Genomic DNA, 15,117 nt, shown 5'->3' on the forward strand with positions numbered 1-15,117 from the left:
AGCCGCAGTGGTCACTCCCGTGAGTCGCGGCGAGAGACGACGAGCCATACGGCCCCGGCGAGCGGTGGGAGGAAGAACGCAATGCGCACTGCCGGCGGGATCTCGAGCTGGGTGACGTTGTAGGCGGCGACAGCGAATCCGAGGGTCGTCAGCGCGGCGGCCGACCACCAGCCGAAGCGCGACCGCTCGAGAGGGCGCACGGCGAGGAAGGCGAGTGCGACGAGCAGTCCGGTGCCGGCGATCGCGAAGAGGTAGGTCAGCGTCAGCGACGACGCCTCCTCGAGACTGACCCCCGATGAGGTGGGGTACTGGTAGGCGCTGAGCAGTGCGGGACGGATCTGTCCGGCCGAGATGATCGTCGCAGCGATCGCCGCTGCACTGACGAATCCACCGATGAGCGCGACGGTGCGGGTCCGAGTCATGATGCCCTCCGAAGTCAGGAGTTCTGATTGAGACATTATGTATCAATCGCGTGATGCTAGATTAAAGAGACACTATGTCTCATGTCAAGGAGGATCGCATGCCCCGCGCTCACCGATCGGTCGAGGAGACTCGCACACTGGTCGCCGAGGCGGTGGTCGACTACGTCGCCCATCACGGCATCGCGGTCTGGCCTGAGATTCCGATGGAGCGCATCCTCGAATCCGCCGGCGTCTCCCGCGCCTCCGCCTATCGCATCTGGCCGGGCAGATCGGCCTTCGGAACGTTCGCGCTCGAGCAGTGCCTCGCAGGTCATGCGATGGCGACCCTTGATGAGCAGCGGGCGCTCGCTCTTGCTCAAGAGGTGCTCGGTGAAGCACCCACGGGGAGCGCGTCACGAGTCGAGAGCGCCGCGCGCTTCATCGCGCGCGCCGCAGAGGAAGAGCTCGACCTGCTGCTGAGCTCGGACCGGTGGCGAGCCTTCGTCCGGTTCCAGGCAGTGGCACTCGACGCGCCGACGCCCGAGATCCAGGAGCTGCTCGACCGCATCGACAGCGAGGATGCGGCCCGGCTCCAAGCGGTCTATGCGTCGGTGGCCGAGGTGTGGGGTCTCGCGCCGGCCATCGCCGGTGGGACCTCAGCGATCGCCGAGGCGGCTCTGCTGCTCGCGCGCAGCGTCGTGGCGAGGATCGTCGCCGGCCGCGGCGAGGAACGGCTGCGGTCGACGTATGCGACCGCTTTGGCGGCGCTGGTCCGCGGCTCCTTCCGCGAACTCCCACAGGGCACGGTCGACCTCGAACGCCTCAGGGCGCGCTGAAGCACGACGTCGTCCGCGGGCGATCGCGGCCTCAGCCCTCAGAGCTCGACGGCGACGACGGGATCGGTCGTCGGCTGCGGGGAGCCGCCCTCGGGTTCGACGGTGATGCCGAAGAGATTGCCGGCGGCGAAGTCGCTGCCGTCGATGTTCTCGGCGTCGCCGACCATGAGGCCCACGCTCTTCGGCCCGTCGTCGCCGATCACCCACATCTGCAGGGATGTGCCCTCGGCCGGGGTGACATCGCGCGACGTCACATGGATGAGCTGTTCGGTCTCGGAGGACACGACCGTGACCGAACCGCCCGCGGCGAGATCGGCCGTCGTCGTCCTCAGGTCCGGGGCGTCCATGAGTCGCGCCGTCTCATCGAGTCGTTGTTGCGTCTCCGCGAGCGTCGCCTCGAGTTCGTTCTGCCGCTGCTGCATCTGCCAGGCGCTGATGCCGAATCCGCAGACGACGATGAGTGCCGCGGCTGCGGCTGCCCAGGGAAGCCAGTTCCGCTTCCGCCGTCGTGCCGCGAGGTCGATGGGCTCGTCGGCACCGGACGCCGCTTCGTCGGTCTGAGCGCTGCGGGAGGAATCGGATTCAGCGGCCGCGGTGCGGTCGCCCACCTCGGTGGCCCCGGTGTCAGCGGGACGGTCGCCCGCCTCGGCGAGGATGTGTCCGTCACGGGGCGCGGCATCGGTTCCGGCTGCGTCGCTATCGGGACGCGCCGCGGCCGCGGTGTCCGACGTCGCACTCTCCTGGGCGAGGTGGTCGGGCAGGGAGAGGATCGCGTTCTTCGTCTCCTCGCTCACGGCTGCCGGAGCGTCGGAGGCGGCCATGAAGGCGGCGGTCTCACCGTAGGCGGCGACCTCGGCCTGGAACTCGGGGTCGGTGTCGGCCAGCGCCTGCGCCTCGACGAGCTCATCGTCGCTCAGTCCGCCCAGCGCCAAGCCGGCGGCCAGGTAGTCACGATCGGCGTTCATCGGCTCGCCTCCAATTCTTCGCGCATCTTCCTCATGCCGTCTCGGATTCTCGATTTGATCGTGCCTAACGGGACCTTGAGCGTCTCGGAGATCTGCGCATGGGTCATTCCCTGATAGAAGGCCATGACGATCGGTCTCGCCTGATCGTCGGGCAGGAGCTTGAGGGCGGCGATGGTGCGGTCGGACTCCGCCCTGTCGATGACGGTCTGCTCGACCTGCTCGCCGACCTCGGCTGCGGACCTCAGTCCGTCGGCGAGGTCCCGGTCACGGGACGACTGGACGCTGCGGACGCAGTCGATGCCGCGCCGCCGTGCCATCGTCACGAGCCATGCCCGCCCGCTGCCCCGCTGCGGATCGAAGCTTCCGGCCCTCGCCCACACTTCGGCGAAGCACTCCTGGAGCACCTCCTCGGCGAGCGATCGGCTCATCACGATCCGCACGATCACCGCCATGAGGATGGTCGACTGGGTGGCGAAGAGCTCTTCGAAGGCGCGACGGTCACCGGCGGCCACCTGGATGAGCAGCTGCCCACAGGGGTCCGTCTGCGCGTTCGCCTCACCGTCTGCCCGCATCGTCCGACCGGGCGGCGATGCCCCGGGATCATGGGAAGTCATGAGAACATCATGTCATCCTCGCCGAGGTGGTGCTCACCTCAGGTCGGGTTGTGCGGGGACGACGTCGACCGTCCGGGTGGGGCGGGGGCTTCGAGGGGAGTGCCGGGTTCGCGTGCGGCCGAAAACGGGTGCTGCCAGGAACCGGCCCGAGACCACTCGAGCCAGGCCCCTGGCAGCACACCGCGTCAGCGGTCCCCGATCACTTCGGGGGCATGAGGACGCTGTCGACCATGTAGACGGTCGCGTTCGCGGTCTTCACGCCGCCGCACACGAGCTTCGCGTCGCCGAACGTGAGGTCGTCGCCGCTGCCTTCGATCTTCACGGTCGAGCCCTCGACGGTCTTCTGCTCACCGGCGACCTCATCCGGTGAGAGCTGGCCGGGGATGACGTGGTACGTGAGCACCTTCGTCAGCTCATCGGCGTTGCCCGCCACCGCGTCGAGGTCCTCCTTCGGGATCTTCTCGAAGGCCTCGTTCGTCGGTGCGATCACCGTGAATTCGTCACCGTTGAGAGTGTCGACGAGGTTGACATCGGGGTTGAGCTCACCTGAGACGGCCTGCGTGAGGGTCGAGAGCATCGGGTTGTTCGAGGCGGCCGTGGCCACCGGGTCCTGGGCCATGCCCTCGACCGAGCCGGCACCGTCGGGGTTCTGCTCGGCGTAGGCCGCACAGCCGGGTCCGACGAGCTCTTCACCGGCCATGGCCGACGAATCCGATGCCGGAGCGGAGCTCTCGGAGGATTCGCTCGACTGAGTCTCCGAGCCGCCCGACTCCGAGCCGCTGCCGGAGCTTCCGCAGCCGGACAGAGCGAGGATGCCGATCGCGCCGGCCGAGAGGAGGGTGGCAGTGCGAGTGCGCAGTGTTTTCATCGTTCTACTCCTTGTTTCTCCGTTTTCACGGTCGTGCTCTGGTCGACACAGCGTGGTGTGTCCTGCTGTGTTACTGGGGGTTCGCAGCGACCGCGATTCCGGATGGGTGATCGGGCAGGTTTTTCTCGTTGTCTTCCGGTCCTTCGTCGCCGGACCCCGTCCCCCGGAGGCAGAGAACACCGAGGTGACGGGGCAGGTGTGAAGCGGGATGCGGCGTGTGCGGGACAGGCAGTGGAGCGTGGCCGGGGTCGTGGGCGCGGGGATCCGGGCTCTGGGCACCGGGCTCACGGCTCCGGGCACGGGGCTCGCGGCTCCGGGCACGAGGCTCGCGGCTCCGGGCACGAGGCTCGCGGCTCCGGGCACGAGGCTCGCGGCTCCGGGCACCGGGACCCAACGGTCAGGCGAACCCGGGCACGGTCGGCTCACTCGACGGTGAACTGGATGCGGTGGTGACCGGTCGCGGAGTTCGGGATGGCTTCGCGGCGCTCGGCGGTCTGGACGGTGCCGTCCTTGTCGACGGCACGCACCGTGACGCTGTGGAGGCCCGACCGGACGTCGTCGAACTCGGCCCGCCACTGCCGCCACGTGTCGACGGTCGCCTCGGCACCGAGCTCGGCCTCCGTCCAGTCGCCGTTGTCGAGGCGCACCTCGACGCGGTCGATGCCGCGGGTCTGCGCCCACGCGCTGCCGCCGACGGTGATGGTGCCGGCGGGGAGCTTCGCGAGGGGACGGGGCACATCGATGCGGGAGGCGACGAGGATCGGCGCCTTCGCGTCCCAGCCGCGCTGCGTCCAGTAGGCCTCCTTCTCGTCGAATCGGGTGACTTCGAGTTCGGTCACCCACTTCGTCGCCGACACGAAGCCGTAGAGACCGGCGACGACGAGCCGGGCCGGGAAGCCGTGCACGGGGGTGAGCGGCTCACCGTTCATCCCGACGGCGAGCAGAGCGTCCCGGTCATCGAGCATCGCCTCGAGCGGCGTCGATGCGGTGAAGCCGTCGTGGGAGTGGGAGAGCACCATGTCGGCGTCCGGGCTCGGCCCCGCACGGCGCAGCAGCTCGCGGATGGGGTAGCCCAACCACGTCGCATTGCCGACGAGATCCCCGCCGACCGGGTTCGACACGCACGTCAGCGTCGTGTGCTGCTCCTGCAGGGGCAGCGCAAGGAGCTCGTCCATCGTGATCGTCACCTCCTGGTCGACCATCCCGCGGATCGTCAGCGACCAGTCCTGCGGGTCGATCGTCGGTGGGGCGAGGACGGTGTCGATGCGGTAGAAGTCCTTCTGTGCGGTGACGAACGGCCGGATGCCCGCGACGTCGAGGCTCGCTCCTGCTGGGATCGGTCCCGCCGTCCGTGCGGGGCGGGGGAGGACGAGGTTCGCCGCCGAGGCGGCCGCCTCCCTGGTCAGGGCGACGAGCGATTGGCCCGTCGCCACCCCGACAGCGCCGATGGCCGCCGCGATCCCGGTGAGAGCGAGGAAGCGCCGCCGTGAGCCGGCCCGCTGAGTGCGTTCGGCGGGGGAGTCCCGGGTGAGCAGCGGGGTGCGGGCGACCGGTCGAACCGCCTCGGCGTCAGCACGGTCGCTGGGGTCATCGGCAGGGGTCGCTCCGGCAGCAGCGCCGTCCGGGCCGGTCACGGAGGCGCCGTCCGGGCCGGTCGCCGACGCTCCGTCCCGGCCGGTCGCGGACGCTCCGTCCGGGTCGGTCGCCGACGCTCCGTCCCGGCCGGTCGCGGACGCGCCCCCGGAGGGGGCCAGCGGCCAGCGCCCCGGCCGGGTTGCCGGCACCTGCACGGCGGCCCGTGCCGCCGCGGCTTGTGCGGCCCAGCGCAGGCCGACCCAGAGCACCGCGACCCCGGCGACGAGCCCGACGAGGGTGGGCACGAGGTCGATGAGCGTCGACCCCGTCCGGGTGAGGACGGCCCCGGCGGGCACGAGGCCGGCGACGATGAAGGCGGCCAGCCCTACCCGTGGCCGGCTCCCGCCGAGCCAGCCGATGAGCGCGCCGAGGATGAGGGCGCCGAGCGCGACCGTGGCGACGAGGACGATCTTGTCGTTGGCGCCGAAGAGCGCGATGACGGGTTTGATGACGCTCGTCGGGGTGAGCGGGATGATCGCCTGGCCAAGGACGAGCAGCGGCGCTGAGGTCGGACCGATGAGCCGCGCGACGAGGTCGGCGAGGCCGAAGAGGAGGAGCGTCGCGGCGACGCCGACGAGGATGGGGCGCAGACGAAGTCTCATGTGGGGGATTCGGAGCCGACGCGTCCGTGGATGCTGTGTGCTCATTTCACGGAACGTTCAGCCGGGCGTCGCCCTGCTGTCGTAGCATGGATTGATGACTGAGAACCCCGGATACGCCGAGCCGCAGGCGCGCCCCGCCGACTCGGACGACGAACCCAAAGGCCCCAACGCACCGATCTACACCGCTCGGGTGGAGAACCTCGGCGGCACGTCGGGAGAAGTGCGCGTCGAAGACGGTCCGACTCTCGCCACAGCCCCGACCTCGCACACGGAGCTCGGCAGCAACCCGGAGCAGTTCCTTGCGATGGCATGGAGCACCTGCCTCGGCGAGACCCTCAAGGTCGTTCTCGCCGTCAACGAGATCGACGCCCTGTCACGGGTGCGCTGCGAGGTCGACCTCCACAAGGAGAAGTCCGGCGGCTTCTACTTCGTGCCCCGCGCCTTCATCTCCGTCGAGGGCGTCTCCGACGCGGATGCGGAGAAGTACGCCGCCCGCGCCCACGCCCGCTGCCCCATCTCGAAGCTCCTCAAGGGGATGGGCACCCCGGTCGTCGAGATCGAGGACTACAAGAACCCCGACAACTTCCAGCTCAGCTGAGGACGTACAGCCGGGCCGAATGAGCGCAGCGACCGTGCGCCTCCGCGATGAGCGGGGGCGCACGGTCGTGTGCTACCGGGCGCGCACCTCGGCGACGATGCCGGCGATGGCGTCGGCCGCCTCGGTGGGACGGATGAGCCACCGCAGATGTGAGGAGTCCAGCGTGATCACCCGGTAGGGATTGTCCGGGGTGAGCGCATCGCCCTCCCGGATGAGGCGGTCCTGCATCAGCAGGGGAATCGACCGATCCTCGCCGAGGCGGATGAACGTCCGCGGAATCGTGCCCCACGTGCCCGCTTGGGCGCGGTCGTCCGGCCCGCCGGCATCGAGGTTCTCATCGGGCTGGAACGTGCTGACGAAGGTGAGGAACTCATCAGCCGTGGCGTCGGCGCTGAAGAGGGCCTTGAGCGAGGCGAGCTGTTCGCCGGTGGCACCGCGGAAGTTGCAGCGCAGGGCACCGAGCTGCCCCGGATCGCCGACGAGGAGGGACGCGAGGACGCCGGCATCGACGTCGGCCATCTCCGGTTCGGCGTTGTAGGCGGCGGCCTCGAGGTCGACCGGGGCCCACGCCGAGGTGTAGACGAGGTGGTCGAGCAGCTCGGGGTGCGCGTTGCCCAGGGCGGTCAGGGCGATTCCGCCTCGGCTGTGGGCGAGGGCGATGACGGGCCCGGTGGCGCGGAGGCGGCCGATCGCCTCGGCGAGGTGGGCGACGTTGTCGGCCAGGCTCACCCCGGCCATTGCACTCGGGGCGGTGGTCAGCGCCTCGAGATCCTGCGGGGACTGATACCCGTCGGGGATGACGGCGGAGAAGCCATGGCCCGGCAGGTCGAGTGCGGCCGAGCGGACCCCCCGCGCGGCGAGTTCGGCCTGGAGAGGGGCGAACGTCAGCGAGTTCGCGAACGCTCCGTGGATGAGGACCACAGTGGGTTCGGACATGGTCACACCCTAGCGGCACCCGGTCTCGTCTGAGGGGGACGTGGTCTGACTCCGGTCCGGCGGGGTCTCATGCGGGCCGAGTGCGTCGGTGGCGGAATGCGGAGCGCTCTGCCCGCATTACAGTGGGGGCGACAGTGCTCGAGAGTCCAGAGCACGTGATTGAGAGCGCAGAGGAGAGGTCATGTCATTCACGGAGACCGTGCTGCTCGCGCTCGACCTCCTCGGCACGTTCGTCTTCGCGATCTCCGGGGTGCTGCTCGCGGCACGCCGCGGCTACGACATCACCGGAGGCCTCGTCCTCGGTCTGCTCGCGGGAATCGGCGGCGGCATGATCCGCGACATCCTCCTCGACCGCGTGCCCAATACGCTCGCCCACCCGATCTACCTCGCCCCGCCGCTGCTCGCGACCCTGCTCATCTACCTCATCGGGCAGCGCACGCTGCGCGCCCGGATCTGGATCATCGTCTTCGACGCCCTCGGCATGGGGCTCTTCAGCCTCACCGGCACGGCGATCGCGCTCGAGGCCGGCGCCCAGGCACCCGTCGCGCTCCTCATGGGCGCGCTGACCGCATGCGGCGGCGGACTCCTGCGCGATGTCGTGGCGAACGAGGATCCCGCGATCTTCCGCGGCACCGACCTCTACCTCATTCCCGCCCTCTTCGGTTCGGGGCTGACGATCCTCGCTGATCGGTTCGGTCTCCTCGGCGGCGTCACCTCGGTGCTCATCGCGGCCGCCGCCTTCGGGTTCAGGATGCTCGCGTGGAGACTGCAGTGGCGGGTGCCGCAGCCGATGCGGCAGTGGTCGCTGCGCGCGAAGGACGGGCAGTCGCGGCGCAAGCGCCTGCCGGCGGTGTTCCGTCGCCCCGACTGAGCTCCCGATGGCGGATGAGGGGCGGAGCCGGTTGCCTGCGCTGTCGCTGGTCCGGTCGTCCGGGACCCGGTCGCTGATGCCGTCAGAGGATCGGCGCCGAGGAGGCCGAGGACGTCATGGCGAGCACCGCCCTGGCGATCTCGTCGATGATCTCCTGGGACTCCGGTGTCGCATCCGCGGCGCTCACCTGTCCGCGTTCGATCTCCTTGAGCCGGGCGGCCACCTCGGCGTTCCACGGCATCCGCGGCTGGAGCTGGACGTAGACCTGGGCCGCGGAGATGAGCGCGATGATCGCAGCGGTGCGCGCATCCGGACGCCGACCGTCGTCGAGGACGGCGGTGACACGGTTGCGGAGGGCCGCCTCGGCGCGCACATCGAGCGTCGGCCACCGGGTCGTCGGGAGCACGCCGAAGACCTTCTTCGTCTCGCGGAGGATGATGCCCTTCGCCGCCAAGCGATCGAGCACGGGCTGGCGGACGTCGAGGTCGAGGCCGGAGACGAGACCGTACGCGGAGTGCTCGCGCGTGCCCATCGCCCGCAGCGCCTCGGCAAGGATCGGATCGATCTGCGGGTCGGGGGTCGCGCGCTTCGCATGGATGAGGGTGCCGCCGACCCGGCGATGGGAATGGACCTCGAGGCGGCCGGTGAGCGCGAGCTCGGCGAGGACAGCGCCGGGCAGGACGCAGTGGAGGACCTTCGAGCCGGCGATCGCGCTGCCGTCGTCGGCCAGGAGCAGGAGCATGAGCTCTTCGACGATGAGCAGTTCGTCTTCCATGGGGCGCCCCTCCCGCTGCGGTGATTCCAGGGTAGGGGATGAGATGGGGTCTCGCCCAGGGTTCGTCGGGTCACCGGGTTCGGGGAGCGTCAGGTGATGGCGTCCGGCACGGGCGGGTCACGGGGGGTTGGTCTCGCGGGTCACTGGGGGTTGGACTGGCGGGTCACTGGGTCCGTGACTCCTGGGTCACGGTGTTCACGGATTGTGGACGGCCGGTTTCCCACCTGCGAAGATGAACGCATGAGCAGCCATTGGACCGAAGATCCCCAGCCCCTTCTGCGCGTGGACGAGGGCTTCCGCCTCGCCGATGTCGATCCGGAGGCGACCCCCGGCTATGAGGGCGATAAGAAGGCCGGTCAGAAGGAGCTCGCAGCGACCGCGACGCAGCTCGATGACCTGCAGGAACGCCTGTTCGCGGCCCACCACGATGCGGAGACGGGCCCCGCCGTTCTCCTCGTGCTCCAGGCGATGGACACGGCGGGCAAGGGCGGGATCGTCCGTCACGTCGTCGGGTCCGTCGACCCGCAGGGCGTCGAACTCGCGGCGTTCAAGAAGCCCACCGACGAGGAGCTCGAGCACGACTTCCTCTGGCGCATCCGTCCGCATGTGCCGGGACCGGGGATGATCGGCGTCTTCGACCGCTCGCACTATGAGGACGTGCTCATCGGCAAGGTCCGCGAGCTCGCCGATGCCGAGGAGATCGAGCGCCGCTACCAGGCGATCAACGACTTCGAGGCCGAACTCGCGGCGGCGGGCGTCATCGTCATCAAGGTCATGCTCCACATCTCACCCGACGAGCAGCGCGACCGACTCCTCGAGCGTCTCGACCGGCCCGACAAGTACTGGAAGTACAACACCGGCGACGTCGACGAACGACTTCTCTGGCCCGAGTACATGCAGGCCTACCAGGATGTCTTCGACCGCACCTCGACCGAGGTCGCGCCCTGGCACGTCGTTCCCGCGAACCGCAAGTGGTACGCCCGCCTGGCTGTGCAGCGCCTCATCCTCGATGCCCTCGAGCGCATCGACCCGCAGTGGCCGCCGGCCGACTTCGACATCGAGGTCGAGAAGAAGCGCCTCCTCGCGAGCTGAGTCGGGTGCGCGGCCCCGCCGGCGGCGGGTTCAGGGTGCCGCACGCAGGGGCAGTCAGTGCGTTCTGTGCCACTTCCCGGGCGGCCGACCACCTTTTGCGCCACTTCCAGGGCGGCCGACCACCTTCTGCGCCACCTCCATGGCGGCCGTCTACGTTTTGCGCCGGGTTCAGGGTGGTTTCGGCGCCCAGATCGCCATGGGGGCGGCGCACAATCGCCGTGGGCATGGCGCAGATTCACGGACGGTCCGAGTGCGCAGCCGCATTGGCGCACACGCCACTTTCTGCGCCAGGGCCAGGGCGGCCGACCACGCTCTGCGCTGGGTCCATCGTGGCTGGCCAGCTTCTGCGCCACTTCCAGGGCGGTCGACCACCTTCTGCGCCGGGTTCATGGTGGTTTCGGCGCCCAGATCACCATGGCGGCGGCGCACAATCGCCGTGGGCATGGCGCAGATTCACGGACGGTCCGAGTGCGCAGCCGCATTGGCGCACACGCCACTTTCTGCGCCAGGTCCAGGGCGGCCGACCACCTGTTGCGCTGAGTCCATCGTGGCTGGCCAGCTTCTGCGCCACTTCCAGGGCGGCCAACTACCTTCTGCGCCGGGTTCAGGGTGGTTTCGGCGCCGAGATCGCCATGGGGGCGGCGCACAATCGCTGTGGGCATGGCGCAGATTCGCGGACGGTCCGAGTGCTCAGCCGTCGTGGCGCGGATTCCGGCACGCCGCTGACTCTGTGTCCCCGCGCAGGTCAGTCGCGGCGGACGCTGTAGGTCACGGGAGTCGCGTGCTCGACCGTGCGCGAGACCGTGCAGTACTTGTCGTGGGAGAGCCCGACGAGCTTCTCGATCTGCGCATCCGCACGGCGACCCGCCTCATCGTCGGGGAACGCGAGGTCGAAGTCGAGGTGGACGTTCTCGAGCCGGTTGGCGCCGTCCTCGACGATCTTGTCGGCGCTCGCCCGGACGTCGAAGCGCTCAGCGTCGGTGTGGCGGCTCGTCACGGTGTCGACGTCGATCGACGAGCATCCGGCCACGGCCGCCAGCAGCAGTTCGACGGGGGTCATGAGCCCCTCACCGCGACCGAATTCGATGCTCGCGCCGTTGGGAGCAGTGGCGCGGTAGTGGTTGGGGGCGATGCGGGTCAGTTCGATGCTGCGCTTGTCTTCGCTCATGGTCCCATGATGGCAGAGGCAGAGGCAGAGTCAGAGACAGAGGCAGTCGACGGTCCACTCCCTCGCCGGCTGTCGGTCATGCGGGGACGCGCGGTCAGGCGGAGCCGCCCGGTCATGCGGGGTCGCCCAGTCAGGCGGAGCCGCCCGGTCAGGCGGGGCGGCGCCTTGTCACCGGGTGCCGAAGTCGATCTCGGCGGATTCCTTCACCGAGGCGGTGCGACCGGGGCCTGACTCGAATCCCCAGTAGAGATTCGTGTGGGAGACGACCTGCTCGGGTTCCGGCGCGCCCCACTCCGTGAGATCCTCCGTGGTGTGTGCATCGGAGACGAGGGTGACGTCGTAGCCGCGCGCGAATCCACCGTGGATCGTCGAGCGCACGCACGCATCCGACTGTGCGCCGGTGACGACGAGGTGGCCGATGTCGCGGCTGGCCAGGACGTCCTCGAAGTCAGTCTCCTCGAACGTGTTGCCGTGGGTCTTCTCGACGATCGCCTCACCGTCGGCGGGAGCGAGCGCGTCGACGATCTGCCACTGCGGGGAGTTCAGCGGAAGCTCGCCGGAGCTGTGCCGGACCCACACCACCTCGGTGCCGGCGTCGCGGGCCCGGTCGACGAGGCCGGAGATCGTGTCGATCACCTCGGCGGATCTCCAGGCTTCGGCCATGACGCCGTTCTGCACGTCGATGACGACGAGAGCGGAGTCCGGGCGGTCCGCGGGGCGGGCGGGAGCGGGGGTGGATGCTGAGTCAGCAGTCATATGATCCTCCTCGATCCCTTCGATGGTCTGCCAAGTCGACCCGCAGGTCAAGGACGATCCCTCGGAGTTGCCGGCAACGCCGCGCCTAAGGGTCTCCGGCGGTGCCGCGCCCAAGGGTCACCGGCGGCGCCGCGCCCAAGGGTCACCGGCGGCGGCCTCGGCGAAGGCCCGGGCTCAGCCGAGGTTAGCGGAGGGGCTCCGGCGGGCCGCGATGAACGAGCGGATGCCGAGGATGATGTAGATGATGAGGAGGACGAACGTGATCGTGCTGACGATGACCGCGGCCGGGCGCTCGGCGGTGCCGGCGAAGAGGGCGCCGAGCTGCAGGACGTTCATGAACGTCCCGATGACGCCGAGGAGGGCGACGACGAGCGCGATGTGGATCCCGATCTTCGGGCGGCGGATGCCGATGACACCGCAGATCGCGATGACGAGACCGAGGAACGCGGGGATGAGCGCGGTCACGCTCGCCATGGCGGTGGCGAACCACGCGATGACTCCGAGGACGATGAGGACGATTCCGAGGCCGATCGTGATCTTCGGCATGAGCAGACTCCTTGGTCAGGTGCGCTGTGTACGCAGATGTGCGTCCGTGCACCAGCCTAGTGGGGGTGATTGCGCGCCGTGGACGATCCCCTAGTGTGGGACGCGGACGCTCGCGAGATGGAATGTGGGTTGTCCCCACAGTCGGCCCCCGTCCGACCGATGGAGTCGGCCGTGTCCGGCTGGTGTGGTCGGGCAGGTGCCGTCCGACGGACGGAGTTTCAGAGAGGAGATCGCCGAGGTGGTCGAGACCCGCGCTGTCGCCTTCACTCCGATCAAGGGGACCCGGCACAGCGTCCAGCCGGACGTCGAATTCGATGCGCACGGTCCGCTCGGCGATCGTCGTTTCTGCCTCGTCGATGCCGCCCGCGGGCGGGTTCTGCGGACCGTGCAGCATCCCTCGCTGCTCTCCGTCGTCGCGCGCCTGCAGGGGTCCCAGCTGGTGGTGACGCTGCCCGACGGCACGACGGTTGCCGAGGCGCCCGAACTCTCCGGCGAGACACTGACCTGCGATTACTGGGGGCGTTCCGTCGAACTCGGCCTGATGACCGGCGCCCACACCGAGCTGTTCTCCGACCACCTCGCGCAGGCGGTGCATGTGGCACAGGCCCCGCGCGGAGCGATCGTCTTCGGACAGCCGCTGACGATCGTCGCCACAGCCTCAATCGCCGAGGTGGCGCACCGTGCCGAGGAGAACCGCACCGGGGCAGCCGGGCATGCCACAGCGGCCGACGGTGAACGGTCTCAGCCGATCGGCGATACCGCGGTGGCTGAGCTCTTCCACCGCTTCCGGGCGACGCTCCTCGTCGAGACCGACGAGCCGTTCGTCGAGGAGTCGTGGCTGGGGCGGGTGATGACCCTGCGCGGGGCGGTCGACGGGCTGCGCGTGCGGATCGGGGGACCGGTGCCGCGCTGCGCCGTCGTTGATCTCGACCCGACCACTGGCGAGCGCACCGACCGTCTGCTGCGGACGCTTGCCGCGACGAGGGCGCCGAACCGTGTGGGTGAGCCCTTCTTCGGCGTCTACGCCGAGGTGGTCCAGCACTCCGGGCGCTGAGCAACCCAGAGCTGAGCAACCCAGCGCAGAGTAGCCCAGCGCAGAGTGGCCCGGCGCTGAGCAACCCATCGCAGAATTGCCGAACGCTGTCTTGCCGAGCGTCCGGACGGCTGCTGAGATCCGAGGCTCGTGGCCTACGTGACCGCGCCGCGAACCTGGTATTCGGGGGTGTCCCACAGGCGGTTGTCCAGGATGTCGCGCAGCGCCTCGACGGTGTCCCACACGTCGGTGAAGCCGAGGTAGAGCGGGGTGAGGCCGAAGCGGAGGATCGACGGTTCGCGGTAGTCGCCGATGATGCCGCGGTCGATGAGCGCACTCATGATCGCGAACCCCTCCTCATGGGCGATGGAGACCTGCGAACCGCGGTGCGCATGGTCGCGCGGGGTGACGATCTCGACCGGGTGAGCGGCCAAGCGCTGCTCGACGAGGTCGATGAAGAGGTCGCTGAGCGCGAGCGACTTCTCCCGCACCACGCCCATGTCCGCGCGCGCCGCCACGTCGAGGCCCACCTCGGCGACGGACATCGACACGATGCCCTGCGTGCCGGTGAGGAAGCGGCGGATCCCCTCAGCAGGGGCGTAGTCCGGGCTCATCTCGAACGGCTTCGCGTGACTCCACCACCCCGACAGCGGCTGGGCGAACCGGTTCTGCAGGTCTTCGGACACCCAGATGAAGGCCGGGGAGCCGGGGCCGCCGTTGAGGAACTTGTACGTGCACCCGACGGCCATGTCGGCGCCGTCGCCGGCGAGGTCGATGGGCAGAGCGCCGGCCGAATGGCACAGATCCCAGATCGCCAGGGCGCCGCCGGCGTGGATCGCCTCGGTCGTCGACCGCATGTCGAAGAGCCGGCCGGTGCGGTAGTTGACGTGGGTGAGGACGACGAGGGCCACCTCGTCGCTCATCGACTGCGGGAAGCCGGCGGTCACCTCGGCGTCGTCGACGAGGCGCACCTCGTACCCGTCGCCGAGCTGCTCGGCGAGGCCCTGGAGCATGTAGATGTCGGAGGGGAAGTTCTCCCGCTGGGTGAGGATGATCCGGCGGTCGGGGGCGTCCTCGCGCTGGATGCGCAGCGCCGCCGAGGCGGCCTTGAAGAGATTGATCGACGTCGTGTCCGTGACGACCGTGCTGCCGGCGCCGCCACCGACGAGGCCGGAGACCTTCTCGCCGAGGGCGGCCGGCATCTCGAACCAGCCGGCGGTGTTCCACGAGCGGATGAGGCCGGTGCCCCATTCCTCGGCGATGACTTCCTGCGCCCGTTCGGCAGCGCCGCGCGGGCGTGCGCCCAGCGAATTGCCGTCGAGGTAGATCGTGCCCTCGTCGATGATGAAGTCGTCGCGGAAGCCGCGCAGGGGGTCAGCGGCGTCGCGGCGTTCGCAGGCGGCGCGGTCGAGCTCGGTCAT

General features: G+C 69.5%; 16 protein-coding genes. 5 read left to right on the forward strand and 11 right to left on the reverse strand.

Going from position 1 to position 15,117, the window contains the following annotated elements:
- Positions 1-11 precede the first annotated feature (11 nt).
- The gene (locus FJ887_RS00170; protein WP_137826910.1) at positions 12-422 is read right to left on the reverse strand and encodes a hypothetical protein; all 411 of its coding nucleotides are present in this window, start codon (positions 420-422) and stop codon (positions 12-14) included.
- A 98-nt stretch (positions 423-520) separates the two neighbouring features.
- Here FJ887_RS00170 and FJ887_RS00175 point away from each other — a divergent pair, with 98 nt between their 5' ends.
- Positions 521-1,237 carry a hypothetical protein gene (locus FJ887_RS00175; protein WP_137826909.1) on the forward strand — a complete coding sequence of 239 codons (717 nt, stop codon included), beginning with the start codon at positions 521-523 and terminating at the stop codon, positions 1,235-1,237.
- 38 nt (positions 1,238-1,275) lie between these two features.
- On the opposite strand, the gene FJ887_RS00180 is transcribed toward FJ887_RS00175, so the two are convergent.
- The 4 genes from FJ887_RS00180 to FJ887_RS00195 form a co-directional block, all read right to left on the reverse strand.
- The gene (locus FJ887_RS00180) at positions 1,276-2,202 is read right to left on the reverse strand and encodes an anti-sigma factor (protein ID WP_137826908.1); all 927 of its coding nucleotides are present in this window, start codon (positions 2,200-2,202) and stop codon (positions 1,276-1,278) included.
- Complete coding sequence (locus tag FJ887_RS00185; RefSeq protein WP_137826907.1) at positions 2,199-2,816, reverse strand: sigma-70 family RNA polymerase sigma factor; 618 nt, start codon at positions 2,814-2,816, stop codon at positions 2,199-2,201. The genes FJ887_RS00180 and FJ887_RS00185 overlap by 4 nt, the downstream gene beginning before the upstream one ends.
- A gap of 199 nt (positions 2,817-3,015) precedes the next feature.
- On the reverse strand, positions 3,016-3,684 hold the full coding sequence (locus FJ887_RS00190; protein ID WP_137826906.1) for a fasciclin domain-containing protein: 669 nt from the start codon (positions 3,682-3,684) through the stop codon (positions 3,016-3,018).
- A gap of 422 nt (positions 3,685-4,106) precedes the next feature.
- Positions 4,107-5,921 carry a molybdopterin-dependent oxidoreductase gene (locus tag FJ887_RS00195; protein ID WP_283202139.1) on the reverse strand — a complete coding sequence of 605 codons (1,815 nt, stop codon included), beginning with the start codon at positions 5,919-5,921 and terminating at the stop codon, positions 4,107-4,109.
- 94 nt (positions 5,922-6,015) lie between these two features.
- Between FJ887_RS00195 and FJ887_RS00200 the strand changes: the two genes are divergently transcribed.
- Positions 6,016-6,519, forward strand: a complete 504-nt coding sequence (locus FJ887_RS00200; RefSeq protein ID WP_137826905.1) for an OsmC family protein — start codon at positions 6,016-6,018, stop codon at positions 6,517-6,519.
- Between the two features lie 72 nt (positions 6,520-6,591).
- Here FJ887_RS00200 and FJ887_RS00205 read toward each other — a convergent pair whose 3' ends face one another.
- Positions 6,592-7,455: an alpha/beta hydrolase gene (locus FJ887_RS00205; RefSeq protein WP_140955794.1), complete on the reverse strand. Its 864-nt coding sequence runs from the start codon at positions 7,453-7,455 to the stop codon at positions 6,592-6,594.
- A 181-nt stretch (positions 7,456-7,636) separates the two neighbouring features.
- Between FJ887_RS00205 and FJ887_RS00210 the strand changes: the two genes are divergently transcribed.
- On the forward strand, positions 7,637-8,326 hold the full coding sequence (locus FJ887_RS00210; protein WP_140955793.1) for a trimeric intracellular cation channel family protein: 690 nt from the start codon (positions 7,637-7,639) through the stop codon (positions 8,324-8,326).
- A gap of 82 nt (positions 8,327-8,408) precedes the next feature.
- On the opposite strand, the gene FJ887_RS00215 is transcribed toward FJ887_RS00210, so the two are convergent.
- Positions 8,409-9,101 carry a GOLPH3/VPS74 family protein gene (locus tag FJ887_RS00215; protein WP_140955792.1) on the reverse strand — a complete coding sequence of 231 codons (693 nt, stop codon included), beginning with the start codon at positions 9,099-9,101 and terminating at the stop codon, positions 8,409-8,411.
- Between the two features lie 240 nt (positions 9,102-9,341).
- Between FJ887_RS00215 and FJ887_RS00220 the strand changes: the two genes are divergently transcribed.
- The gene (locus FJ887_RS00220; protein ID WP_140955791.1) at positions 9,342-10,193 is read left to right on the forward strand and encodes a polyphosphate kinase 2 family protein; all 852 of its coding nucleotides are present in this window, start codon (positions 9,342-9,344) and stop codon (positions 10,191-10,193) included.
- A 745-nt stretch (positions 10,194-10,938) separates the two neighbouring features.
- On the opposite strand, the gene FJ887_RS00225 is transcribed toward FJ887_RS00220, so the two are convergent.
- From FJ887_RS00225 to FJ887_RS00235, 3 genes are all read right to left on the reverse strand, one after another.
- The gene (locus FJ887_RS00225; protein WP_137826900.1) at positions 10,939-11,361 is read right to left on the reverse strand and encodes an OsmC family protein; all 423 of its coding nucleotides are present in this window, start codon (positions 11,359-11,361) and stop codon (positions 10,939-10,941) included.
- 168 nt (positions 11,362-11,529) lie between these two features.
- Positions 11,530-12,117, reverse strand: coding sequence for a cysteine hydrolase family protein (locus FJ887_RS00230; protein ID WP_140955808.1), 588 nt, complete (start codon positions 12,115-12,117; stop codon positions 11,530-11,532).
- A 174-nt stretch (positions 12,118-12,291) separates the two neighbouring features.
- Positions 12,292-12,663, reverse strand: coding sequence for a hypothetical protein (locus tag FJ887_RS00235; protein WP_137824913.1), 372 nt, complete (start codon positions 12,661-12,663; stop codon positions 12,292-12,294).
- A gap of 238 nt (positions 12,664-12,901) precedes the next feature.
- Here FJ887_RS00235 and FJ887_RS18470 point away from each other — a divergent pair, with 238 nt between their 5' ends.
- Positions 12,902-13,717 carry an MOSC N-terminal beta barrel domain-containing protein gene (locus FJ887_RS18470; RefSeq protein ID WP_249356686.1) on the forward strand — a complete coding sequence of 272 codons (816 nt, stop codon included), beginning with the start codon at positions 12,902-12,904 and terminating at the stop codon, positions 13,715-13,717.
- Positions 13,718-13,851: 134 nt separating this feature from the next.
- Here FJ887_RS18470 and kynU read toward each other — a convergent pair whose 3' ends face one another.
- On the reverse strand, positions 13,852-15,117 hold the full coding sequence (gene kynU, locus FJ887_RS00245; RefSeq protein WP_137824914.1) for a kynureninase: 1,266 nt from the start codon (positions 15,115-15,117) through the stop codon (positions 13,852-13,854).

This window comes from Brevibacterium sp. XM4083, assembly GCF_006489205.2.
In the GTDB taxonomy this organism is placed as follows: domain Bacteria; phylum Actinomycetota; class Actinomycetes; order Actinomycetales; family Brevibacteriaceae; genus Brevibacterium.

Bases quoted from the DNA above. Each gene is read 5' to 3' on its own strand.
- FJ887_RS00195 (WP_283202139.1), bottom strand. From the start codon at position 5,921: ATGAGACTTCGTCTGCGCCCCATCCTCGTCGGCGTCGCCGCGACGCTC.
- FJ887_RS00210 (WP_140955793.1), top strand. From the start codon at position 7,637: ATGTCATTCACGGAGACCGTGCTGCTCGCGCTCGACCTCCTCGGCACG.
- FJ887_RS00180 (WP_137826908.1), bottom strand. From the start codon at position 2,202: ATGAACGCCGATCGTGACTACCTGGCCGCCGGCTTGGCGCTGGGCGGA.
- FJ887_RS00225 (WP_137826900.1), bottom strand. From the start codon at position 11,361: ATGAGCGAAGACAAGCGCAGCATCGAACTGACCCGCATCGCCCCCAAC.
- FJ887_RS00185 (WP_137826907.1), bottom strand. From the start codon at position 2,816: ATGACTTCCCATGATCCCGGGGCATCGCCGCCCGGTCGGACGATGCGG.
- FJ887_RS00190 (WP_137826906.1), bottom strand. From the start codon at position 3,684: ATGAAAACACTGCGCACTCGCACTGCCACCCTCCTCTCGGCCGGCGCG.
- FJ887_RS00215 (WP_140955792.1), bottom strand. From the start codon at position 9,101: ATGGAAGACGAACTGCTCATCGTCGAAGAGCTCATGCTCCTGCTCCTG.
- FJ887_RS00200 (WP_137826905.1), top strand. From the start codon at position 6,016: ATGACTGAGAACCCCGGATACGCCGAGCCGCAGGCGCGCCCCGCCGAC.
- FJ887_RS00170 (WP_137826910.1), bottom strand. From the start codon at position 422: ATGACTCGGACCCGCACCGTCGCGCTCATCGGTGGATTCGTCAGTGCA.
- FJ887_RS00230 (WP_140955808.1), bottom strand. From the start codon at position 12,117: ATGACTGCTGACTCAGCATCCACCCCCGCTCCCGCCCGCCCCGCGGAC.
- FJ887_RS00175 (WP_137826909.1), top strand. From the start codon at position 521: ATGCCCCGCGCTCACCGATCGGTCGAGGAGACTCGCACACTGGTCGCC.
- kynU (WP_137824914.1), bottom strand. From the start codon at position 15,117: ATGACCGAGCTCGACCGCGCCGCCTGCGAACGCCGCGACGCCGCTGAC.
- FJ887_RS00205 (WP_140955794.1), bottom strand. From the start codon at position 7,455: ATGTCCGAACCCACTGTGGTCCTCATCCACGGAGCGTTCGCGAACTCG.
- FJ887_RS00220 (WP_140955791.1), top strand. From the start codon at position 9,342: ATGAGCAGCCATTGGACCGAAGATCCCCAGCCCCTTCTGCGCGTGGAC.
- FJ887_RS00235 (WP_137824913.1), bottom strand. From the start codon at position 12,663: ATGCCGAAGATCACGATCGGCCTCGGAATCGTCCTCATCGTCCTCGGA.